Raw genomic sequence first — 24,728 nt, forward strand, 5'->3', positions numbered from 1 at the left:
CACAGGCTTCGGGTCGTGGGCTGGCGGTGTGAGAGGGGATGACGGCGGGTGCGGTGGGAGCAGTTGGTCGGTGTCACCGGTTCGGGTACGGGGTCGGGTTATCTGATCGCGCCGCGCCTGGTTTTGACCTCGGCGCATGTTGTAGGCGAGGACACCACCGAGGTGACGGTGATACGACCGGGCCGATGCGGTGTGTACTCCGCGAAGGTCGCTTGGTGCGGACACGCGGGCGGCATCGACGATGCCGCTCTCGTCGAAGTCGATGACCCGGCGTGGATGCCACCACAGATGCGACCGGTTGTTTGGGGCCGGATCGTCACTCAGCAACCCGGAATCAAATGCCGGACCTGGGGTTTGCCGGACTTCGCCCAATGTGAAGGCACGGCCACCGACACTGAGCAGCCGACTGGGACCCTCAACCCCGGCGACAGCTACGGCCGCCAGCACATCATCCACCTGATCGAGCATCCACCCACTGCGCTCGGCGAGTCGCCGTGGAAAGGGATCTCAGGGGCCGCTGTCTACTGTGAAAGTTTGTTGACCGGTGTGGTTGCCACCGACCCTGCTCACCGCGACCACGCCGCGCTCGGGATCGTTCCCGCCTATGTCTTGCTCGCCCAACCGGGATTCCGGGAAGTGGTCGAACAGCATTGTGGGACAGTCGGGTTGCAGTGGGCGCCTGTGGAATTGCAGGAATTGGCCGATCACCAATCGCCGACCCGTGCCGCGACCACGCCGGGCACCCCGGCGACGTTGCTGACCGCGCGGCGAGCGGTGGTCGAGTTCCGCGGCCGCGACCATCTCCTGAACGAGTTGCGGGATTGGGTCGATGAGCCTGGGGTGGGTGCGTGGCTGATTCATGGTGCGGGTGGGCAGGGCAAGACCCGTCTGGCTCATCATCTTGGCACCCAACTCGCCGCACGACGCTGGTCGGTACTGTGGCTCGACCCCGCAATCGTCACTGCCGAACAGCTTCGAGTGCTCGGGCAGGTGGTGACACCACTGCTCGTGATCATCGACTACGCCGAGGCCCGGGTTCCTCAGACCGGAACGCTGTTCGCCGAACTCGTCACTCACGTCGGGGACCGCCCGGTCAAAGTGTTGCTACTGGCCCGCACCGTTGGAGAGTGGTGGACCCAATTGGGCGCTGCCAGCGACACGGTCGGCGACGTCACCGCTCGCGCCCGAGTCACTGCTCTACCCCCGCTCAATGACGGTCCCGAGGCCCGTGAAGCGACCTACCGCGACACCGTCCGAGCCATGGCGGCAACTCTGCCTGTGCTCGGTGATCCCACTACGGTCCAATGGGAGGAGGCTGCCCACCGCGTGCTAACGCAGCCATATCGGGATCTCGGAGACAACACAACGGTCCTCGGGGTGCAGATGAACGCGCTTGCTGACCTACTCGACATCGGCCATGACAGCCCTACATCGATAGGGCGACAAAGTCTCGAGGATCGGGTCCTTGAGCACGAACACCGCTACTGGACTGCGACAGCAACCCGCGACGGTCTTGACAGTCTGGGGATGACCACGCTCAAAGACGCCCTCGTCGCCACGATCGTCCTAGCCGCCACTACCAGCAAAGAGCTTGAGAAGGCGTTGGCGCGGATTCCCGACCTTGCCGACCAACCACGCCTTACTCGTACGAAGGTTCAAACCTGGTTGATGAGCCTCTATCCCGGCGATACCCACGGTATCTACGCCGGGCCGACACCCGATCGTCTGGCTGAACAACTTGTCGGACGCTCCATGCTCGACCTGACCCGCGACAGTGTGGTCGAATCCTTGGCCGCCATCATTGATGAGGTCGAGGCCGAACACCTGTTGACAGTGTGCACTCGCGCCACCGCGCACCCCTCCCTGATGCCTGCGGCTGGCGAGAGCCTCACTGAAATCTGCGTTAACCATCCCGACATGCTGCTCCCAGCCGCTGTGCGGATCGCGCCCCAGGTCGAGAACCCCGCGCCGCTGATTGCCGCGCTCGATCGAGTTGGGGTCGACTCGCGAGTTGGCATCGATCTACTCGACAAGCTTTTGGAAGCTATCCCACCCGATACGCAAGTCCTTGCAGCCCCGGCGATCACTATCGGCAACGAGCTCATCGTCCGCTTGAAAGATCTCGCAGGCACCGCGGCAGCCGACCGCGTCAAGCTCGCCACAGTTTTAGCCAAGACGGCGCAATGGCAGCGTCGAAAGGATTACCTGGGTGACGCGCTCGCCTCAGCGACCGAAGCGGTTGCTATCAACAGAGAGCTGAATGGTGCTCAACAAGTAGATCAGATGGCGGGTCTCGCGAAGGCCCTCACAACCCAAGCCGCTGTTCTCGGGGATCTGCGTCGATACGACCAATCATTGCCGGCGGCTAGTGAAGCCGTCGAAATCTTTCGCGGCCTCTTCGGCCGTGATCCAGAGACCCATCTGATCGACTTTGTCGCGGCTCTCTATGTCCTTACCCGCCAGATGAGGGAATCCGGACTAGGTGCGGCGGCGGCGCTCGATACCGCTACCGAGGGGATCGTGATGGTTCGCAGTCTGGTGGAAGAACAGCGGTCAAGCACTGCTCGATCAAGGCTCGCAGCGTGCCTCATTGCCGTCGGGGTCGAACACTATGCCGCCGGACGGCACACCAACGCACTGGAGGCGGGTGCCGAAGCCTTGGATATCTACCGTGAACTGGCCGAAAGTAGGCCAGACGCGTATGCGGGCGAACATGCAATGGCACTTAACAATATGTCAATTTTTCTGAGCGCAGCGGGACGTCACGGCGATGCGATTCAATCGATAGAAGAGTCCATTGAAATTCACCGTGATCTCGCCACGAAGTACCCCGACGGCAATCTTAACTACCTGGGATCCAGCCTCCAAACCCTAGCGGTAAGGTACATCGAACAGAATGAATTCGACAAGGCGTATGGTCCTGCGTGTGAGTCGCTCAATATTTTACGTCAACTGGCAGAAGTAAATTTGGAGGCTTACGAACCTCTTCTTGGTTCATGTCTCCACAATTTCGCGTACATACTCATCGAGTTGGGCCGGGCGCCGGAGGCTCGTGAATCGGCCGTGCAGGCTGTCGATATTCACCGCCGCCTTTCCAGGCAGAATCCAATAAATGATCCTGAGGCGCTTGCTGCATGCTTGAACACCCTTGGACGGATACAAGAGCGCACCGGGCAGCTGAGTTTAGCTCTGGGGTCAGTAACAGAAGCAGTTGAGCTGCAACGCAGCGTCGCGGAAGACAGCCAAAGCTCGCGCTCGAACCTGGCCGCATTCCTCACCAATCTCGCCCGATACCGGGGAAAAGCTGGGGATCGGTCAGCAGGGCTCGATGCCATTGCTGAAGCCCTCACGATCTACGAAGGGCTCATCATCGAGAGCCCGGGCACCTACGACGCCTTACTGGACCAAGCGCGACGTGTTCGCGACAAGTTCGATCTATGACAACTGACGCTGTTTGGGTAGTCCGCCATCCCGAACGGAAGCGCCCGAGCAGTCGTGCCGCTTTCTGGACTGCCACGAGTTCATCGGTGTGCAGGCGATCGAGGTCATCGACAGCGGCGAGTACGTGAGTGCCGGTTGTACCAATTCGGCTGAGTCTCAGTCGAGGCTTTTCAGGGCTGCCGCCCACGGCACCGGTTCGCCTTCGTTGACCCGGATGAAACGCACGCCCCAGTCGGTGAGGCTTGACAGTGCGGCAGCGACTGGCGGGAACTGGAATTGAGCTGCTCGTCCGTGCGGAACCGCTACGACTGGTAGCCCGGCTCCGACCGTTTCGACCAGCAGCGCCAGTGGCAGCGTGTCGCCGATTCCTGCTGCCCATTTCGCCATGGAACTTGTCGTCAACGGCGCGGCGATGACCGCGTCGGGTGGCAGGAGCAGGTCTTTGGTGCCCGGGACCTTGAACTCCGACCGAACGGGATATCCGGTCTGTGCCGCGAGTGCTTCGGCGTCGATGAATCGAGCGCCACGAGAAGACAGTTGACGCACCGGCCGCTACGGAGCGTTCATGGACCCCGCTACACGCGGACCCAGCGGTCCCGCACAGTTCCAACAACCGGCGAAAACAGCCACCGCCGCCCGGTCATCGGGACGGGTGGCACAGGACAGAGAGAGAGGCATTCCATGGACGAGGAAATCTCGGACGAGGCCGTGGTGATCCCGTTGAACTGGCGCGCTCGCCGCTCACACACCCACCACGCGGTGCCGGTGCACGTCGACGCCCGCGCAGGTGGTGTGACGGTGTCGTTCCAGATCCGCTACGTCACCGGGGCCGAGGCCGAACGTGTCGCCGACCGCCAAGCCCGCGCGATCTCGGCGCTGCTGCGCTGGCTCGACAACCACGACCCGGCCCCCACCGAACCGGTCGACCTCGACGCCATCACCACCGATTGGCAGGAGGCGGCGTGAGCCTGCCCGCATTCGTCGGACCCGACAGCCCCGACTTGCTCGGGATGGGTGGTGCGTCCCCGGTCCCGGTCGCAGTGTTCCTACGTACCTCTACCCGGGATTGCAAGACCCCACGTTGTCGCTGCCGCGCCAGCTCGACAACTGCCGCAAGGTGCTGCCGCCCGGGTTCGTGATCGTCGCGTTCTTCTACGACGTGGAATCCTCCCGCAAGGACCTCGAACAACGTGGCCTGGGCAGCGCGCACGAAGCGTTCGACATCCCCATCCCGCGTGACGGTGGCCTGGCCGATCTGCTCGCCGAAGCCCGCCACCCGCATCGCCGGTTCGAGGCGGTCGTGGTCGAGGAGATCGAACGCGCCGCCCGCTGGACCCGGCAATCCACCCAGCTCGACACGAACTCGAAACCGTCGGCATCCCCCTGTTCGCCGCCGACGAGGGCCCGATCTCGCTATCGGAGAAACGCGCCACCCAGATCCTGGTCCGCCGCGTGAAACAGGGTGTGGCTGAATGGTTCCTGCGCCACACCCTCGAACAATCGTGGGAGGGGTTCCGCGAACACACCAAACAGGGCTGGAACATCGGCAAAGCCTGCCACGGCTACCACAACGAGAAACTCCCGCACCCGGTCGCGGCGAAACGCGAGGAAGGGCGCACCAAATCCCGGCTCGTCGTGGACCCCGAACGCGCACCCGCCGTGGTGCGGATCTTCCAGCTACGCTACGACGAGAACCTCGCCTACCAGGTGATCGCGGACCGGCTCAACACCGACCCCGACCGCTATCCGCCCCCGCAACCCAACAGCGGCAAACGCGCGCGGGGCCGCTGGTCGGGGTCATCGGTCCGCGAAATCCTGATCAACCCGAAATACACCGGGCACATGGTGTGGAACCGGCGCGCCAGCAAGAAAGGCGGCGCGCTCAACCCACCCGAGAAATGGGTGTGGGCACCCGAACCCACCCACGAACCCCTCATCACCCGCGCGGTATGGGAAGCGGTGCAGCAGAACCGCACCGCCCGCCAAGGGTCGCGGATGAGCGTGAAGAACACCCACCCCGACACCCACCGCACCTACGTGCTGCGCTCGTTCGTGCGCCATCAGCAGTGCGCCAAACGGATGTTCGGCAAAACACGCAAGGGCTACGGCTACTACACCTGCCAACCCAAACTCGACCTCGTCGGCAAACCCGAGGAATACGCCGACCACCCCCGCGCGGTGTACGTGCGCGAAGACCGGCTCCTCGACTGCCTCAAGACGTTCTTCAACGAGCGGGTCTTCGGCCCCGACCGCGCGACCCTGCTACGCCACCAGCTACACGGACAGTCCTCCACCAAGAGCCACGACCTCGAGCAGCGGACCACCGCGATCGAGAAGACCCTCACCGACATCACCCGACGGCAGGACAACCTGCTCACCGAACTCGAATCCCGTCCCACCACCATCGGCGACGAACTGTCCGACGCCTGGGCCGAACGACTCCGCCGCCGCTACACCGAACTGGAACAGCAACGCCGCACCAAGAACACCGAGCTCGAGACCCTGCGCGAACAGACCGCCCGCCAGCAACCGGACGAACCCGCTCTCCTGGACCACCTGCCCCGGCTGACGCTGCATCTCGCCCGCGCCCCCGGACGTCCTGCAACGCGACCTGTACGAGTCATTCAGCATCAAGATCGTCTACGACCACCGGCAAACACGTGACCATCTACGCCACACTGACCGAAGAAGCACTCCCCGACGCCGCCACAGCCGCCGGAATCCTGACCCCCACCACACCCCCGGAACCGGGGCCCGTACCGCCACCAGCCCACGGGGGCGGCGGTACGGGACAACCCGGCACGCCACGGGAAACCGCTACTACAGTTGCCCATGTTCTACGTGCCCCCGGCAGGATTCGAACCTGCGACACCCGCTTTAGGAGAGCGGTGCTCTATCCCCTGAGCTACGAGGGCTGACCAGGTGGTGTGTGTCGACCCGGACGGCGGGGAGTCTACCGGGTGAGGGGCTGAGGAACAGCATGGACGGTTCGGGGTGGGCCGCGCGTGGCGATCGCGTTCGGAGTCCGGTCCGATGACCGACGATCGGTCCCGTTCCGGTAGTCGCGCGGCGGCACCGCGCGACTACCTCCGGGTCAGTCCAGGAGTTCGGCGAGGCGCGGGCCGATGACGGCGAGTGCTTCCGGTGCCGTCATCCGCCAGTGCGTGACCGGCACCTGCTCGACGCGAACCGGACCGTCGACGGCGTCGCGCCAGCTGGCCGGGCCGCGGGTGGCGGTCGGGTCGTCCTGGGCCGCGTTGAAGTACAGCACTTCACCGCGATACGAGCGGGGCCGGTAGGCCGCGGCCAGTTCGAGGGATCGCACCGCGGCGTCGACGACTCGCTCGAGGCGTTCCGCGCCGAAGGAGGCGAAGGGTTCGCCCAGTTCGGCCAGCCTCTCGCCGAGCCCGGCCGCATCGAGGTTCGCGTCGAAGTCGAAGTCGGCCGCGTGCTCGCCGAGCAGTCCGCCGAGCAGTTCGGCGACGGTCGCCTCGGTACCGCCGACCGCCTCGGCCTCCGTCACGGAGTGCAGGTGACTGTCCAGCATGACGAGCAGCGCCACCGACTCCCCCTCGTCGCGCAATTGCACCGCGATGGCGTGGGCGAGCACACCGCCCAGCGACCAGCCGAGCAGGTGGTACGGACCCTCGGGCTGAACCGAACGCATCTCCTTCACATACAGCCGCGCCCACTCGTCCACCGACTCCGGCATGTCCTCGTCCGCCAAGGCGGGCGACTGCAAACCGAAGATCGGACGATCCGGGTGGATATGGGCCGCGAGCCCGGCGAACGACCACGAGATGCCGCCGACCGGATGGATGCAGAACAGCGGTTCGCGCGTCCCGCCGACGCGCAGCGGCAACAGCATGTCGAATGCCGTCGAGGTGTCGACACCACCGGCGACGCGCAACCGATCGGCCAGGGCGCCCGGGGTGGGTGCGAGGAAGATGTCCATCACCGTGACCGGCCGGTCCAGGTCGGCACGGAGGCGAGCGACGAGCGTCGTCGCGGACAGCGAGTTGCCGCCGGATTCGAAGAAGTTGTCGTCCAGGCCGAGACCTTCCGAAACGCCAAGGACTTCCGCGAAGGCAGCCACCACGGCGTGCTCGACCGGGGTATTCGGCGCACGGTATTCCCGAGCGGCGAACTCCGGCTCCGGCAACGCCTTCCGATCCAGCTTGCCGTTGACGTTCAACGGCAAAGCCTCCAACACCACGAACGCCGACGGCACCATGTACGACGGCAACACCGCCGACAACACCGACTTCACCTGCGCCACATCGACATCCGCCACAGCAGGCACCAAATAGGCCACCAACCGATCACCGGTGCGCTGATCGGACTTCGCCACCACCGCCGCCTGAGCGATCTCCGGCAACGCCAACAACGCCGCCTCGACCTCACCCAACTCGATACGGAAACCACGAATCTTCACCTGGAAGTCCGTACGCCCCCGATACTCCAGCTCACCATCGCCGCGCCAACCGACAAGATCACCGGTGCGATACATCCGCTCACCCACCGCGAACGGGTCGGCAACGAACCGATCCGCCGTCAGCTCCGCGCGACCGAAGTAACCACGCGCCAGCTGGGCACCGGCGAGATAGAGCTCACCCGAAACCCCGTCCGGCACCGGCCGCAACCGTCCATCGAGCACGTAGACGCGGCTGTTCCACTCGGGCGCACCGATGGACACCGAACCGGAATCGGCATCGGTCACCAGATGAGAAGTGATCGACACCGCCGCCTCGGTGGGGCCGTACAGGTTGAACAGCTGAGCATCCGGGTTGGCCGCACGGAACCGCTGCGCCACCGACGACGGCAACGCCTCACCGATCGCAAGCACCCGCCGCAACGAATCCGCCAGCACGCCACCGGACTCGGTCAACAGCGCATCGAGCATCGACGGCACCACATGCAACGTCGTCACCCGCTCACGAGCCATCAACTCGTTCAAGTACCCCGGATCACGATGCCCCTCAGCCGAAGCGATCACGAGCCGACCACCCGACACCGCGGCCGACCAGAACTCCCACACCGAAAGATCGAACGTGGCCGCGGTCTTCAGCAACACCGCGTCGTTCACGCCGAGATCGAATTCCGCTGTCTTCCAGGCCAACTGGTTGACGATCGCCGAGTGCGGCACCGCAACACCCTTCGGCTGCCCGGTCGAACCCGACGTGAAGATCACATACGCGGTATTCGACGGACGCAACCGCGCGACCCGCTCGAAATCGGTGACCGCGCCGCCGTACACACCGGCCAGATCCAGCTCGTCGAGCGAGATCAGCGGCGCTGCCTCGGTGGCGAATCCCGCTGCCGCGTTGGTGAGTACGCACACCGGACCGGCCGTCTCGAGGATGTAGCCCGTCCGCTCGGCGGGCTGATCCGGATCCACCGGCACATACGCACCACCGGCGACGGACACCGCGTACATGGCCACAACCAGGTCCACCGAACGCCGCAACGCCAGCGCGACCCGCGTCTCCGGACCCACACCCAGCGAAATCAGGTACCGCGCCAGGCGATTCACCCGTCGGCCGAGCTCGTCGTAGGTCAACGACGGGCCATAGGGCCCGACCAGAGCCATCGCGTTCGGCTCGGCCGCGACGGTCGCCGCCAACATCGACGCCAACGTCGCCCCGGCATCGGTCCGGTGCGCGGTCGCATTGCGAGCCGTGAGCAGCTCGATCCGCTCGGCCGCGGCCAGCAGCTCGATATCGCCGACCGGGGCCGTCGGCGCGGCGACGATCTCACCGAGCAGACGCACGAACCGATCCACGAAACCCTGCACCGTCTCGCGCTCGAACAGGGCCGTCGCGTAGGTGACCGAGCCATCGATTCCGCACGGCGCGCCCGACTCGTCGTAGTGATCGGCCACGATCCAGTGCAGATCGAACTGCGACACATCGGCCAAAGCGTCCACGCCGGACACGGTCAGGCCGGGCAGCTCGAGGCTGGAGCGCACGAGGTTCTGGAACGACAACCCCACCTGGAACAGCGGGTGCCGCGCCATCGACCGCGCGGGGTTGAGCACCTCCACCAACCGCTCGAACGACACATCGGCGTGGGTGAACGCCTGGAGGTCGCCTTCGCGCACCCGTGCCACCAGATCGACGAAGCTCTCGGCCGCGTCCACCTGCGTGCGCAGCACCAACGTATTGGCGAACATGCCGATCAGGTCGTCGAGTTCACGCTCACCACGCCCGGCGATCGGCGTGCCGACGGCGATGTCGCCGGTACCCGACAACCGAGCCAACAGCACCGACAGCGCGGCGTGCACCACCATGAAGATGGTCGCGTTGTGTCCGCGCGCCAATTCGGCGAGGGCGGCGTGTGTTTCGGCGTCGACCCGCACCTCGACGCGCTCCCCCGCGAAGGACTGCACCGCGGGACGCGGCCGATCCGACGGCAGATCCAACTGGTCCGGCAATCCGGCGAGCGCCTGTTTCCAGTAGCCGATCTGCTTGGCCGACAAGGATTCCGGATCGCTCTCGTCGCCCAGCAGCTCGCGATGCCAGACGCTGTAGTCGGCGTACTGCACCGGCAACGGGGCCCAACCCGGCTGCGCACCCGCCGACCGCGCCGCGTACGCGATCATCAGATCGCGAGTCAGTGGAGCCACCGACGAACCGTCGGCGGAGATGTGATGGACCACCATCGCCAACACGTATTCGTCCACCGCGCCGTCGATTTGGAACAACTCGACCCGCAGCGGCACCTCGGCGGTGACGTCGAAGACGGTGGCGCCCAGCTCCCGCACCGCCCGCTCGATCCGGTCGGCGGGCACCACACGCACCGTCAACTCGGGGACGGAGTGCCCGGGAGCCAGAATCGACTGCACGGGCCCACGGTCGGTCTGCGGGTACACGGTGCGCAGGATCTCGTGACGCGCGATGAGATCCGCGACCGCGGCACGCAGCGCGTCGACATCGAGCGCACCCGTCAACCGCACTGCCACCGGCACGTTGTAGGCCGCGGAATGACCATCGAGCCGGTTCAGGAACCACATACGCTGCTGCGCCGGCGACAGCGGGACGATCTCCGGGCGAGTGACGGACGTCAGCGCGCGATGTCCGCCCGCACCGGCCAGCTTGCCGACCAGCGCGGCGAGTCCGGCCACGGTGGAGGCTTCGAACAGCGCCCGCACCGGCACCCGCGTATCCAGCGCCGCACCGATACGGGCGGCCACCTGGGTGGCCAGCAGCGAGTTACCGCCGAGACTGAAGAAATCGTCGTCCGCGCCGACCCGGTCGCCGCCGAGCACATCCGCGAACACGCGCGCCACGATCTCCTCGACCGGAGTGGACGGTGCGCGGAAGGCGGTCGACTCGAACTCGGGTTCCGGCAGCGCTTTACGATCCAGCTTGCCGTTGACATTCAACGGCAAAGCCTCCAACACCACGAACGCCGACGGCACCATGTACGACGGCAACACCGCCGACAACACCGACTTCACCTGCGCCACATCGACATCCGCCACAGCAGGCACCAAATAGGCCACCAACCGATCACCGGTGCGCTGATCCGACTTCGCCACCACCGCCGCCTGAGCGATCTCCGGCAACGCCAACAACGCCGCCTCGATCTCACCCAACTCGATACGGAAACCACGAATCTTCACCTGGAAATCCGTACGCCCCCGATACTCCAGCTCACCGTCACCGGTCCAGGCCACCAGGTCGCCCGTGCGGTACATACGGGAACCGTCGCCGGCGAAGGGATTCGCGACGAAACGATCCGCGCTCAGATCCGGACGTGCGAAGTAGCCGCGCGCCAACTGCGCACCGGCGAGGTACAACTCGCCGGATACGCCTACCGGCACCGGCCGCAGCCGGGCATCGAGCACGTAGACGCGGCTGTTCCATTCGGGCGCACCGATGGACACCGAACCCTGATCCGCATCCGAGACGAGATGCGAGGTGATCGACACCGCCGCCTCGGTCGGGCCGTACAGGTTGAACAGCTGAGCATCCAGGTTGGCCGCACGGAACCGCTGCGCCACCGACGACGGCAACGCCTCACCGATCGCAAGCACCCGCCGCAACGAATCCGCCAGCACTCCACCGGACTCGACCAACAGCGCATCCAGCATCGACGGCACCACATGCAACGTCGTCACCCGCTCACGAGCCATCAACTCGTTCAGGTACCCGGGATCGCGATGCCCGTCGACGGACGCGATCACCAGACGACCACCCGACACGGCCGCCGACCAGAATTCCCACACCGACAAGTCGAATGTCGCGGCGGTCTTCAGCAACACCGCATCATCCGAACCCAGACCGAATTCGGCGGTCTTCCACAGCAGCTGGTTCACGATCGCCGAGTGCGGCACCGCAACACCCTTCGGCCGCCCCGTCGAACCCGACGTGAAGATCACATACGCGGTATTCGACGGACGCAACGGCGCGACCCGGTCGAAATCCGTGACAGCCTCAGCGGCAAAGGGTTCCAGCGACAACTCGTCCAAGCGCACAACCGGCGCGAGATCGGTCGCGAAGCCGGACGCGGTATCGGTGACCACGCACACGGGCGCGGCGGTCTCTAGGGTGTACCCGGTCCGCTCGGCGGGCTGATCAGGATCCACGGGCACATACGCACCACCCGCGACCGACACCGCGTACATGGCGACAACCAGGTCCACCGAACGCCGCAACGCCAGCGCGACCCGCGTCTCCGGACCCACACCGACCGAAATCAGGTACCGGGCGAGGCGGTTGACGCGCTTCTGGAGTTCGCCGTAGCTCAGCGCGAGCGAACCCTCGGGCGTATCCGCCGCCAAGGCCACCGCGTGCGGCGTGGCCGCGGTGCTCGCCGCCAGCAGTGACGCCAGCGTCGCGGAGGTGTCCACGGCATGTGCCGTGTCGTTCCAGCGGTCGAGGATGCGCACACGTTCGTCCGGGGCCAGCAGTTCGAGCTCACCCACCGGCGCGTCGGGCGCCGCGACGATGGCCTCCAGCAGCCGCGCGAAACGATCGACGAAGCCCTGCACCGTTTCCCGGTCGAACAGCGCGGACGCGTAGGTGACGGCGCCGCCGATACCGCGCGGTGCGCCGGACTCGTCGTAGCCGTCCGAGACGACCCAGTGCAGATCGAACTGCGAGATCTCCGGGAAGATGTCGAGCCCGGACACCGCGAGTTCCGGCAGTTCCAGGCTGGACTCGGCCAGGTTCTGGAAGGACAGGCCAACCTGGAACAGCGGGTGCCGCGCGGTGGAGCGCACCGGGTTCAGCACCTCGACCAGACGCTCGAACGGCACATCGGCGTTGGCGAAGGCCTCGAGGTCCTGTTCGCGCACCCGCGTCAGCAGATCGGTGAAGCTCGCCCCTGCGTCGACCTGCGTGCGGAAGACGACGGTGTTGACGAACATGCCGATGAGATCGTCGATTTCGCGTTCGCCGCGTCCGGCGATGGGCGTGCCGACGGCGATGTCGTCGGTGCCCGAGAGACGGGCCAGCAGTACCGACAGCGCTGCGTGCACGACCATGAACATGGTGGCGTTCTGTTCGCGTGCCAAGCCCGCGAGGGCTGCATGGGTTTCGGCGGAGATCCGCACCGCCACGCTGCCGCCGTGGAAGGACTGGGCGGCCGGGCGCGGCCGGTCGGTAGGCAGTTCGAGCTGGTCCGGCAGTCCGGCCAGCGCCTGCTTCCAGTAGCCGATCTGCTTGGCCGACAGCGACTCCGGATCGCTCTCGTCACCCAGCAGCTCGCGCTGCCAGATGCTGTAATCGGCGTACTGCACCGGCAGTGGCTCCCAGGCGGGCTCCCGTCCGGCGGCCCGCGCGGAGTAGGCGACCATGAGGTCGCGGGTCATCGGCCCCGAGGAGGAGCCGTCGCCCGCGATGTGGTGGATCACCATGGCGAGCACGTATTCGTCGGCGGCGTCCTCGATGCGGAAGATCGCGACGCGCAGCGGCACCTCGGCGGTGACGTCGAAGGTGGTGGAGAACAACTCCAGCACAGCCGATTCCAGCTCCGCGGCGGCCACGGCGCGCAGGGGAAGTTCGACGGTCACCTCGCCGACCGGCAGGATCACCTGCACCGGCCCGTCCTCGGTCTGCGGGTAGACGGTCCGCAAGATCTCGTGGCGCGCGACCAGATCCGCGAGCGCGCCGCGCAACGCGCCGATATCGAGCGCGCCGGTCAGGCGCACCGCGACGGGCACGTTGTAGGCGGCCGAGGTATCGGTGTCGAACTGGCTCAGGAACCACATGCGCTGCTGCGCCAGCGAGAGCGGGATGCGCTCCGGACGCGGCCCGGCCACCAGGGCCTTTCGATCACCGGCGCCGGCCAGTTCACCGAGGCGAGCCGCGAGCTCGGCCACCGTGGCGGCCTCGAACAGCAGACGCACCGGCACCCGGGCGTCGAGCTCCGCGCCGAGTCGCGCCATCACCTGGGTGGCGATGAGCGAGTTGCCGCCGAGTTCGAAGAAGTCGTCGTCCGCGCCGAGCGGTTCGGTGCGGCCCAGCGCCTCGGCGAAGACCGCCGCGACCCGTTCCTCCATCCGACCGCTGGGAGCGCGGAACTCCTTGGCGCGCAGAACGGGCGCGGGCAGCGCGGCGCGATCCAGCTTGCCGACGGGGGTCAACGGGATCTCGTCCAGCACCGTGACGACGGTCGGCACCATGTGGGCGGGCAGGCGACGAGCGGCATGCTCGGTGAGCTCGTCGGCATCCGCGCGCGCACCCGGCGCGGCATGGACGTAGGACACCAGGATGGTCGCGCCGGTGTCCAGGGCGTGCCCGACGGTGACCGCGAAATCGACGCTGTCGTGTCCGGCCAGCACCGCGTCGATCTCGCCGAGTTCGATACGGAAGCCGCGGATCTTCACCTGGAAGTCGTTGCGGCCCAGGTAGTCGATCTCCCCCGTCACGAGCCGACGGACGAGGTCGCCGGTGCGGTACAGCCGAGAGCCGGGCGGTCCGAACGGATCGGCGACGAAGCGGGCGGCGGTCAGGCCGGGCCGCTCGTGGTATCCGCGCGCCAGCTGCGCACCGGAAATGTAGAGCTCACCCGCGATTCGGTCGGGCACCGGATGCAGCCGGTCGTCGAGCACGTACTCCGTGACCGCGCGGATGGGCGCACCGATGGTCACCGGATCGCCCGGCGTCAGCGGCGCGCTGATATTGGTCATGATGGTGGTCTCGGTGGGCCCGTACCCGTTGAAGAACTCCCGGATACGGCGACCGGCGGGAATCGCCCAGCGCCGCACCAGTTCCGGCGGGCACGCCTCGCCACCGGCGACCACCACACGCAGCCGGTCGAGCCCATCGGGGTCGACCGAGGCCAGCGCGGCGGGCGTGATGAAGGCGTGCGTCACCCGCTCCCTGCGCAGCAGCGCGGCCAGATCCGCGCCGCCGTAGACGGTGGGTGCGACGACGACCATGGTGGCCGCGCCGCCCACGGCGAGCAGCAGCTCGAGCACGGAGGCGTCGAAGGACGGCGACGCGAAATGCAGTGTGCGCGAACCGGTGGTGACCCGGTAGCGCTCCCGCTGTTCGGCGCAGAAGCTGCTCAGACCGGCGTGGGTGACCACTACGCCCTTGGGCTTACCGGTGGAACCGGAGGTGTAGATGACGTAGGCCGGATGGGCGGCGCGCAGCGGGCGCACCCGATCGGCGTCGGTCACCGGCGTGGCCGGATAGCCGTCGGTGTCGGCGGCGGCGATATCGATCCAGTCGATGCCCTCGGGCAGGTCGGCGCGCACCGTGGAGACGGTGAGCCCGAGTACCGCACCGGAGTCCGTGACCATGTGCGCGACGCGGTCGGCCGGGTAGTTGGGGTCCACCGGCACGAAGGCCGCACCGGCCTTGGCCACCGCCCACACCGCGAGCACCGATTCGATCGAGCGCGGAATGCCCACGGCCACCATGGTCTCCGGGCCGACACCGCGGTCGATCAGCAGACGGGCCAGACGGGTGGACTGCTCGTCGAGTTCGACATAGTCGATCTCGGCGAGGGTTTCGGTGGCGTCGGCGAAGATCACGGCCACGCCGTCCGGGTTCTCCTCCACGGCCGCGTCGAGCAGATCCGGCAACAGGCGTACGGGCGCGGATGCGACCGGGGCGCTCGGCGCGACGGCGGCCAGGGCCGGTCGCCGCTCCTCGGCGTCCAGAATGTCGATGTCGCCCACGGCGATTCGCGGATCGGCGACGACAGCCGTGAGGATACGCTCGAAGCGACGGGCGAAAGCGCCGACCGTCGATTCGTCGAAAAGGTCGGTGGCGTAGGCGAAAACGACGGCCAGCTCGCCGGGAGCACCGTCGGCGCCGAGACGGGGCTCGACATTGACCTGAAGGTCGAACTTGGCCGCGACCTCACCCGTATCGAGGGCGGCGACGGTCAGACCCGGCAGTTCCAGGCTCGCCTGTTCGGTGTTCTGGAAGGCCAGCATCACCTGGAGCAGCGCGGCCTGGGCGCCCGCGCGGTCGGGGGCGACCGCCTCCACGACCTTCTCGAACGGCACATCGGCGTTGGCGAAGGCGTTGAGATCGATATCGCGAACCCGCTCCACCAGTGTGTCGAAGGCGGCGCCGCGGTCCACCTCGGCGCGCAGGGCGAGGGTGTTGACGAACATGCCGACGAGCTCGTCCAACGCCCGCTCGCCACGACCCGCGATCGGGGTTCCGATGGTGATGTCGGACGTCGCCGAGAGGCGCGCGAGCAGCACCGCCAGCGCGGCGTGCACGACCATGAAGAGGGTCGAGTTGTGCTCGCGGGCGATGTCGGCCAATCCCGCGTGCACCGGCGCGGGCACGGTGAATTCCACCGCGGCGCCGCGCATCGAGGCGACGGCGGGACGCGGCCGGTCCTGCGGAAGCGGAAGCAGCTCCGGGATCCCGGACAGCTGTTCCCGCCAATACGCCAATTGCTGTGCGGCGACGGAGGTCTCGTCGTCGTAGGAGCCGAGCACCGCGTGCTGCCACAGCGCGAAGTCGGCGTACTGCACCGAAAGCGGCTGCCAGGCCGGAGCGGTGGCCGCGGTGCGGGCGATGTAGGCGGTCACCAGATCCCGCGCCAGCGGAGCCAGCGAGGAACCGTCGGCGACGATGTGGTGCACCACGAGGACAAGCAGGTGCTCGCCCACGGCCGGATCGGTGAACAGCGCGAGGCGCAGCGGCGGCGCGGTGGTGACGTCGAAGCCGCTCGCCATCATGGCCGCCACGGCTTCCATGACGTTCGCGGCGCCGTCGTGCACCGGCAGTCCGCCGGGCAGCGCGTCGGCCGCCGACAGGATCTCCTGGTGCGGCGAACCCGACTCGTCCGCGGGGAAGCGGGTGCGCAGCGCCTCGTGCCGTTCCAGCACATCGGCGACCGCCGCGCGCATCGCGGCGGCGTCGAGCGCGCCGGTGAGCCGAATGGCGAAAGGCAGGTTGTAGGCGGGTGATTCGGGATCGATGCGGTTGATCACCCACATGCGCTGCTGGGCCAGCGACAGCGGAAGACGGTCGGGGCGCGGGGCCGCGACCAGGGGTGGCCGGGCTTCGTCACCCGCACCGGGCACGATGCGGGCCGCGAGTGCGGTCACGGTGGAGGCTTCGAACAGTTCTCGCACGGCGATTCGCGCGCCGAGCGCCTCACCGATGCGCGCAACCACGCGGGTGGCCAGCAGCGAATTGCCGCCGAGGGCGAAGAAGTCGTCGTCGGCGCCGACCTGCTCCACACCGAGCAGTTCGGCGAAGACGGCAGCCACGGCCTCCTCGACCGGCGTCGCGGGAGCGCGGAACGCACGGGCCGCGAAGGTCGGTGCGGGCAGCGCCTTGCGATCCAGTTTGCCGCTCGCGTTCAGCGGGAACGCCGCCAAGGCCACGATGGCGGCCGGGACCATGTACGCGGGAAGGACCGTCGCGATACGGGCGGTCAGCTCGGCCTGATCGATGGCCTGTCCCGGTGTGGGCACCGCGTACGCCACCAGCTGCTCGCCGAGCGGCGTGGCCACCACGAGGGCCGCGGCCTGGGAGACCGAAGGCTGTGCCAGCAGGGCGGTTTCGATCTCGCCGAGTTCGATGCGCTGGCCGCGGAACTTCACCTGGAAGTCGGTGCGGCCGATGTACTCCAGCCGCGGCGGCAGCTCGCCGCTCGGCGCCCGCCACACCACCAGATCGCCGGTGCGGTACATGCGCGTACCGACGCCGAACGGGTCGGCCACGAAGCGATCCGAGGTCAGATCCGGGCGACGCACATAGCCGCGCGCCAGCTGGTCACCGGCCAGGTACAGCTCGCCGGGCACACCGGCGGGGACCGGGCGCAGGCGCGAATCCAGCACATACACCCGGCTGTTCCACTGCGGCAGGCCGATCGGCACGGTACGGGTGTCGCGGCCGTCGGCGAGCCAATAGGTGATCGACACCGCGGCCTCGGTGGGGCCGTACAGGTTGTGCACGCGGGCCTGAGACATGGCGTGCACCGCGGCGACCGTCTCCGGCGGCAGCGCCTCACCGATGACGAAGATGTCGCGCAGCGTCGGCACGCTGCCCGCCGGAACGTGCGCGGCGAAGACCGTCAGCATGGACGGCACGAAGTCGGTGACCGTAACGCCGTGCGCGGCAATGGTTTCGGCGATGTAAGCCGGATCGCGGTGGCCGTCGTGGGTGGCGACGACCAGTTTCGCGCCCGCCCGCAGCGGCATGAAGTAGCCCCACAGCGAGACGTCGAAGGTGGTGGCGGTCTTCTGGAAGTACACGTCCGAGGGACCGAGCGGGTACTGCGCCAGCATCCATTCGGTCTGATTGTGGATGGCGGCATGCGAGACCGCCACACCCTTGGGCCGACCGGTCGAGCCCGACGTGAAGATCACGTACGCGGGGTTCTCGGGGCGCACGGGGCGCAGCAATTCCTCCGCCCGCACCGGAGCGGCGTCGACGACGGCCGTATCGAGGGTGTCCAGGTAGAACACCGGCGTCTCGCCCGGCATCGCGACGGCGTCGGCGGTCGTGGTCAGTACGCAGGCGGGCCGGGCGGTATCGAGGATGTGCGCGATGCGCTCGGCCGGATGGTCCGGGTCCAGCGGTACGTACGCGCCTCCGGCCGTGACGATGGCGTACATGCCGACGACCAAGTCGAGCGAACGCCGAACCGCCAGACCGACCAGCGATTCCGCGCCGACGCCCTGGGCGATGAGCAGCCGGGCCAGGCGATTGACCCGCTCGTCGAATTGCCGGTAGGTGAGCTCGCTGCCCTCGTAGGCCACCGCGATCCGGTCCGGATGGGCCGCGACCGCCCTGCGGTAGCCGTCCAACAGCAGTTCCGGGACGACCGGATGATCAGTGTCGTTCCACTCCACCAGCATTCGCCGGCGTTCGTAGTCGGCGAGGAGTTCCAGGTCGCCGACCGGGCGCTCCGGCGTGGCCGCCACGGCGACGAGCAGATCCCGCAGCCGCCGCGCCAGCAGGGCAACGGTGGATTCGTCGAACAGGTCCACCGCGTAGGTGATGGACGCCGACATGCCCTCCGGCTTGCCGTCGGTCTCGCGCGGCGCCACGGTGAAGTCCAGGTCGAACTTCGCCAGCGGCACGTCCATGTCCACACCCGTGACGGTCAGTCCGGGCAGTTCCAGTTCGGTGGGAGTGAGGTTCTGGAAGCTCAGCATCACCTGGAACAGCGGGTGCCGAGCCGCCGAACGGGCGGGCTCGAGCAGTTCCACCAGTCGCTCGAACGGCACGTTTGCATGCGCGAAGGCGGCGATGTCGGCGCGGCGCACCTCGCGCAGTAGTTCGTCGAAGCCGAGCGCCGGATCCACCTTGGTGCGCAGCACGAGGGTATTGACGAACATGCCGATGAGGTCGTCCAGTTCGGCTTCGCCGCGACCGGCCACCGGGGTGCCGATGGCGATGTCGTCGGTACCCGACAACCGTGCGAGCAGCACCGACAGCGCCGCGTGCACCACCATGAACAGCGTCGTATTGTGCTGCTGCGCCAAGGCGTAGAGCGCGGCGTGCAGATCGGCGTCGATCTCGAAGTCGAAGGCCGCACCGCGCCCGGACGCCGTCGCGGGCCGCGGGCGGTCCGACGGCAGGTCCAACTGCTCCGGAACACCGGCCAGCTCATCGCGCCAGTAGGCGATCTGACGGGCAAGCAGTGAGTTCTCGTCGGATTCGGAGCCGAGCGCCTCGCGCTGCCACAGCGCGAAATCGGCGTACTGGATTTCGAGCGGATTCCATTGCGGCGCAACGCCATTCGCGCGGGATGCGTACGCGGTCATCAGATCGCGGGTCAGCGGGACCAGCGAAGCGCCGTCACCGGCGATGTGGTGCACCACGCACACGAGGACGTACTCGGTGTCGTCCAGGCGCAGCACGCGCAGCCGGACGGGCGGCGCGGCCGTGACGTCGAAGCCAGCCACAACGGCGGCGGCGATCCGGGCCGACAGCTCGCTCTCGGCGCAGTCGATCACCGAAATATCCGGTGCCGCAATGGGATCCGAGGCAGCCAGGACCTCCTGGAACCCCTCGCCGTCCACCTCGGGATAGCGGGTGCGCAGCACCTCGTGCCGCTCGACGAGATCCGCGGCGGCGGCGCGCAGCGCGGGCAGGTCGACCGCGCCGGAAAGCCGCACGGCCAGCGGGATGTTGTTGATCGCGCTGGCCGGATCGAAGCGGTTGAGGAACCACATGCGCTGCTGCGCGAACGACAGCGGAATGCGCTCGGGGCGCGGCATGGGTCGCAGCGCCGGACCCGCGGCGGCCTCCTGCGCCTCGGCGTAGCGCGCCAGCGCCGCAACGGTGGAGACGTCGAACAGCACGTGTACCGGCACCTGCACGCCCAGCGCTGTCCCGATCCGCGACACGGCCCTGGTGGCGAGCAGCGAGTTGCCGCCCAGTTCGAAGAAGTCGTCGTCCGCGCCGACCCGGAGGGGATCGGCGCCGGGCGGGGTGAGCAACGCCGCGAAGATCTCTGCGACGACCGTCTCGGCCGGGGTCGACGGCGCACGGAACTCACGTGCCGCGAACGCCGGTTCCGGCAAGCGATTCCGGTCCAGCTTGCCCGCCGGGGACAGCGGGATCTCGTCGAGCACCATGATCGATGCCGGAACCATGTAGGCGGGCAACGATTCTCCGACGAAGGCGGCCAGCGCCGCCGGATCGACTTCGCCGCCGGAGCGCGGCAGCACGTACGCCACCAGCGCGGCGGCGCCGGTGGGCAGGGTAACGCCCAGTGTCACGGCGAAATCCACATCCGGATGCGCGGTGAGCGCCGAGTCGATCTCACCCAGTTCGATGCGCAGACCGCGAATCTTGACCTGGAAGTCGGTGCGGCCCTGATATTCGAAGACACCGTCCTCGGTGCGCCGCACCAGGTCGCCGGTGCGGTACAGCCGCGAGCCCGGCTGCTCGGTCTCCGCGCCGAAAGGGTTGGCCACGAACCGTTCTGCCGTCAGGTCGGGACGGTTCAGATAGCCGCGTCCCAGCGCCGCACCCGTCAGATACAACTCGCCGACCACACCCGTCGGCACCGGCCGCAGATGCGAATCCAGCACGAACGCGCCGATTCCCGGCAGCGCGGCGCCGATGTGCGTACCCCCGCCGGGCCGCAGCGCATCGGTCCCGGTGGCGATGACGGTGACCTCCGAGGGGCCGTACTCGATGTGGAAGGCACGGCCGCCAACGGCCCAGCGGTCCACCAGCGTGGGGCTGACGCGCTCACCACCACTCATCACGACCCGCAGATCGTCGAGCCCGGTCGGATCGAGTGATTCCAGCGCGGCCGGGGTGATGCACAGGTGCGTGACCCGCTCCCGCCGCAGCAGCTCGGCCAGCTCGTCGCCGCCGAAGACGGTGGGCGGCACCACGACCAGCGTCGCACCCGCCGAGAAGGTGTACAGCAGCTCCACGATGGAGAAGTCGAAGCTCGGCGTGGTCAGGTTCGTCAGCCGCGACTCACCGGTCACCTGACGGCTCTCACGCTGCGCCGCCAGTGCGCCCACACCGGCATGGGTGATCGCCACGCCCTTGGGCTTACCGGTGGAGCCCGATGTGTAGATGACATACGCGAGGTGCTGCTCGTGCAGCGGCCGCACCCGGTCGGCGTAGGAGATGGGGTGCGCGGGCCGCGCCGCGATGCTCTCCCGTCGCACCGGATCGTCCAGCTCGATCCAGTCGATCGAGGAGCCGAGCGAACCGCGATGCGCCACGGTGGTCAGGCCGAGGGTCGCGCCCGAATCGGTGAGGATGTGCTCGATACGGTCGGCCGGATAGTTCGGATCCACCGGCAGGTAGGCCGCGCCGGTCTTGGCGATGGCCCACACCGAGAGCACGAATTCGACCGAGCGCGCGATTCCCATGGCGACCAGGTCACCCGGGCCGACCCCCTGCTCGATCAGCTCGCGCGCCAGCTGCGAGGACCGCTCGTCGAGTTCCCGGTAGGTGAGTTGGCGTTGGTCGGCCGGGTCCCCCGTGGGGTTGAACCGGACCGCGATGGAGTCCGCCGCCGAGTCCACCGCCGCGGTGAGCAATTGCCCGAAAGACAGGGTGCCGGAACGGCGACGCCTGGCTCCACGCGCGGAACGGCGAACAGTACTCATCAGGTGTCACTCCTTGATTTCCCCATCCCCCGCCAATGGCGCAAAGCCACGGGGTACCCATAAATCCTATCCAGGACACTTGACGAGGCATCCAGCGCATCCGGGCTGTGCCGGTGAGGTCGCATACGCTGGGAAAACGCGGCGGTTATGAGATGAATCACAGCCACCGCGCGGATCGTATGCACACCCCGGCTGGAACCTCCTACCAGCAGAGCGACTTTCGAGCAACTTCGCGAGGCAGCGTACCACCGCGCGGCTCGACAGCCCGGACCGGCTGGCGACAGGTGCCGCCGGCCACACTCGGTTCCGCGGGCCGGATTCCGAATCGGCCGAACCGACGAGTATGCGCCCACAGATACAGGTTTGGCGACAGTGTGCGCGAGAATACTTGCGTAGCAATACTTTTCGCAGCGCGGTCGCGCGAACCACAGTGCCACCCGCGCAGTGAGGTGCAGTGGGGTCACGACCGGCGCTACCGCGTCGGGCGGTGGCGCGGTCCAGGGTGCCCTCGGCAGGATTCGAACCTGCGACACCCGCTTTAGGAGAGCGGTGCTCTATCCCCTGAGCTACGAAGGCCGATTAGGCGGGACGGTCGCAGTCTACCGGGTCGGGCGCTCGGTCACAGCATCGCGCCGATCGCTCCCTCAGAATCCGCCGTCGAAGCCACCACCGTCGAAACCGCCACCTCCGTCATAGCCCCCGCCGTCATAGCCGCCGCCGTCATAGCCGCCACCCTCGTACCCGGCGTCGTATCCGCCCCCGTCGTACGGCGCGGTATCCGATCCCCATTCGTCACCCGCCGCGACGCCATCCTGATAACCCTCCCCGTAACCGCTCTCGAACCCCTGCGCGCCGTACCCCACGCCCGACATTCCCGCGAACAGCGAGGTGAACAAGAGCGCGGAGCCGATTCCCCACGCGCCGCCGATGAGTGCGGGCTTCCACCAGGGTTCGGAGTACCAGCCCGCGGGCACCGGCCGTCCGGCGACGCGGCCGCCGGGATAGTAGTTCGGCGTGGCCGAGGACGGATTGGGCGATGCGGCGATCTCTCTGCCCTCGTAGGCGATGACCCGATCCTCGCTCACCCGCCCGGCCACGGCCTGGCCGTCGAGCTCGGGAATCGACGGGCCCGGGTCCATTCCCATCGCGGAGCGGGCGGCCCTGATGTAGTAGAGGCCTTCGAGCGCAGTCTGTTTCGCGAGCCTGGCCTGGGCGGGAGTTGCGGCCTGGTCGAGCTGCGAACCCGCGGCGGCGTGTCGCTCCGAGGCGTCCACGAGAGCTTGCTTCGCCGCATCGTTGCTGCCGCTCAGGTTGTAGATCTGACCCGCGAGCCGCTCGTTCACCTGCCTGGCGTCGGCGAGCGCGTCGGCCAGCTGTGTCGCCGTCCGTTGCTTCCCCTCGCGCCCACGCATGAGCAGCAAGATCGCTACGGCCACGACCACTATCAAAACCAGCAGCCACTCCATTGTTCGCCCGCCTTCCGTACACGGATGGCCCCGAAACCGAGTTTACTGACGGCTTGCTGATTGGGGGATGGGCGTCCACGCCCCGCACTGCCCACAAGCCGAGCCACCAGGCGACCATCAGTATCGGCGGGCGCCCGCGTAGGGCATCGAGGAGATCGGCGACATCACGACACCCGTGCCGTACGTCGACGCGTGGATCACTTGGCCGTCCCCGGCGTACAGGCCCGAGTGGCCGCCGCCGTAGAAGGACACCATGTCACCCGGTTCGAGTTCGTCCCGCGACACCGGCGTGCCCGCGGACAACTGTTGGTAACTGGTGCGCGGCACGTCCACGCCTGCCTGCTCGTAAGACCATTGCACCAGCCCGGAGCAGTCGAAGGAGTCGGGGCCCGTGGCGCCCATGCTGTAGTTCGAGCCGATCTTGCTGCGCGCGGCCTCGACGGCGACCTCGCCGGGCGACGGTTCCTCGACGACCTGCGGCGCGAATGGCGCGAACGGCGCGGGCAGCACCGGTCCGAGCAGTTCGGCGAGGTACGGCAGATGGGTGCGCAACAGATCGACGGGCGTCGTCGGCACGGTCTCCGGTTTCACCGGTGTCGCCGGGGCTCCCGGGGTTGCCGCGAATTCGATCACCGCGATCGGCGTGGTGTAGACGACCTCGCCGGGTTCGGCGAGCGCGGGCGCCGGTGTCACCGGGAGGGCGGGCGGTTCCGCCACGTAGATGATGTCCGACATGACCACCGCCGGCATATCGGCGGCCGGGATTTCGATCAGCGTGGGAATGTCGGTGGAGCGATCCACGACGGCCGGAACAACGTCGGCCGGGTCCACCTGAATATCTGGATAATCGATTTGGGAGAAATTGGGCGGTACTGGGATGACATCCGGAACTTCGAAAGCGCCGATGCCGGGAATTTCGATCGGTTTGGCCGATGCCTGTCCGGCGCCCAGGAACAGGGCGCCGATCGCCGCCGCGGCGGCGGCCAGGCTCCAGAAAATCGCGCGTCGCAGAAAGCGCGAATATCGACCCTCAGCGGTTGATGCCATGATGCGGTCCTCCGATGCTCATATCGAAGACCTTCGGCTCATATCGTGCGGCGCCGGCGCTCCGGCGGGGCAGGACATCACCTAGACCTTCGAATTCGATTCGAAAACCATCACGGTGTTCAGTCCAGCGGATTCGAGCGTCCATCTTGCACAGATAAATGGTGTTCGTAAACCCCAACACGCAAATTGATGATAACAAAACAATAACCAAAGGAAACAATTTTTCTGCCACCGAAATACGACGGCGCCCC

Annotated in this window: 9 protein-coding genes and 2 tRNA genes; 4 read left to right on the forward strand and 7 right to left on the reverse strand. The window is 67.4% G+C overall.

Going from position 1 to position 24,728, the window contains the following annotated elements; all coding sequences use genetic code 11:
- Positions 1-48: 48 nt before the first annotated feature.
- Positions 49-3,441, forward strand: a complete 3,393-nt coding sequence (locus tag FB390_RS02115; protein ID WP_141807429.1) for a tetratricopeptide repeat protein — start codon at positions 49-51, stop codon at positions 3,439-3,441.
- 156 nt (positions 3,442-3,597) lie between these two features.
- Here FB390_RS02115 and FB390_RS34805 read toward each other — a convergent pair whose 3' ends face one another.
- Complete coding sequence (locus FB390_RS34805) at positions 3,598-3,828, reverse strand: hypothetical protein (protein WP_246123815.1); 231 nt, start codon at positions 3,826-3,828, stop codon at positions 3,598-3,600.
- A gap of 294 nt (positions 3,829-4,122) precedes the next feature.
- Between FB390_RS34805 and FB390_RS02125 the strand changes: the two genes are divergently transcribed.
- The 3 genes from FB390_RS02125 (at position 4,123) to FB390_RS02130 (ending at position 6,105) form a co-directional block, all read left to right on the forward strand.
- Entirely contained in the window at positions 4,123-4,407 is a 285-nt protein-coding gene (locus FB390_RS02125; protein WP_141807431.1) for a hypothetical protein, read from the forward strand.
- A 115-nt stretch (positions 4,408-4,522) separates the two neighbouring features.
- Positions 4,523-4,897, forward strand: coding sequence for a recombinase family protein (locus FB390_RS33355; protein ID WP_185756919.1), 375 nt, complete (start codon positions 4,523-4,525; stop codon positions 4,895-4,897).
- Positions 4,898-4,905: 8 nt separating this feature from the next.
- Positions 4,906-6,105, forward strand: coding sequence for a recombinase family protein (locus FB390_RS02130; RefSeq protein ID WP_185756920.1), 1,200 nt, complete (start codon positions 4,906-4,908; stop codon positions 6,103-6,105).
- A gap of 178 nt (positions 6,106-6,283) precedes the next feature.
- Here FB390_RS02130 and FB390_RS02135 read toward each other — a convergent pair.
- From FB390_RS02135 to FB390_RS33360, 6 genes are all read right to left on the reverse strand, one after another.
- A tRNA-Arg gene (locus tag FB390_RS02135) sits at positions 6,284-6,356 on the reverse strand.
- A 179-nt stretch (positions 6,357-6,535) separates the two neighbouring features.
- Positions 6,536-21,964 (reverse strand): non-ribosomal peptide synthetase, encoded by a 15,429-nt coding sequence (locus tag FB390_RS02140; RefSeq protein ID WP_141807433.1) that lies wholly within the window; start codon positions 21,962-21,964, stop codon positions 6,536-6,538.
- 503 nt (positions 21,965-22,467) lie between these two features.
- Positions 22,468-22,540 (reverse strand) — tRNA-Arg (locus FB390_RS02145).
- Between the two features lie 68 nt (positions 22,541-22,608).
- A complete protein-coding gene (locus tag FB390_RS02150) occupies positions 22,609-23,430 on the reverse strand; it encodes a DUF1542 domain-containing protein (protein ID WP_141807434.1) in 822 nt (273 codons plus the stop codon).
- Positions 23,431-23,547: 117 nt separating this feature from the next.
- Entirely contained in the window at positions 23,548-24,180 is a 633-nt protein-coding gene (locus tag FB390_RS02155; RefSeq protein WP_425465890.1) for a C40 family peptidase, read from the reverse strand.
- 280 nt (positions 24,181-24,460) lie between these two features.
- Positions 24,461-24,709 (reverse strand): hypothetical protein, encoded by a 249-nt coding sequence (locus FB390_RS33360; RefSeq protein ID WP_185756921.1) that lies wholly within the window; start codon positions 24,707-24,709, stop codon positions 24,461-24,463.
- Positions 24,710-24,728 lie beyond the last annotated feature (19 nt).

It is taken from the genome of Nocardia bhagyanarayanae (assembly GCF_006716565.1).
Classification (GTDB): domain Bacteria; phylum Actinomycetota; class Actinomycetes; order Mycobacteriales; family Mycobacteriaceae; genus Nocardia; species Nocardia bhagyanarayanae.

Bases quoted from the DNA above. Each gene is read 5' to 3' on its own strand.
- FB390_RS34805 (WP_246123815.1), bottom strand. From the start codon at position 3,828: ATGGCGAAATGGGCAGCAGGAATCGGCGACACGCTGCCACTGGCGCTG.
- FB390_RS02125 (WP_141807431.1), top strand. From the start codon at position 4,123: ATGGACGAGGAAATCTCGGACGAGGCCGTGGTGATCCCGTTGAACTGG.
- FB390_RS02140 (WP_141807433.1), bottom strand. From the start codon at position 21,964: ATGAGTACTGTTCGCCGTTCCGCGCGTGGAGCCAGGCGTCGCCGTTCC.
- FB390_RS02150 (WP_141807434.1), bottom strand. From the start codon at position 23,430: ATGGAGTGGCTGCTGGTTTTGATAGTGGTCGTGGCCGTAGCGATCTTG.
- FB390_RS02155 (WP_425465890.1), bottom strand. From the start codon at position 24,180: ATGCCGGCGGTGGTCATGTCGGACATCATCTACGTGGCGGAACCGCCC.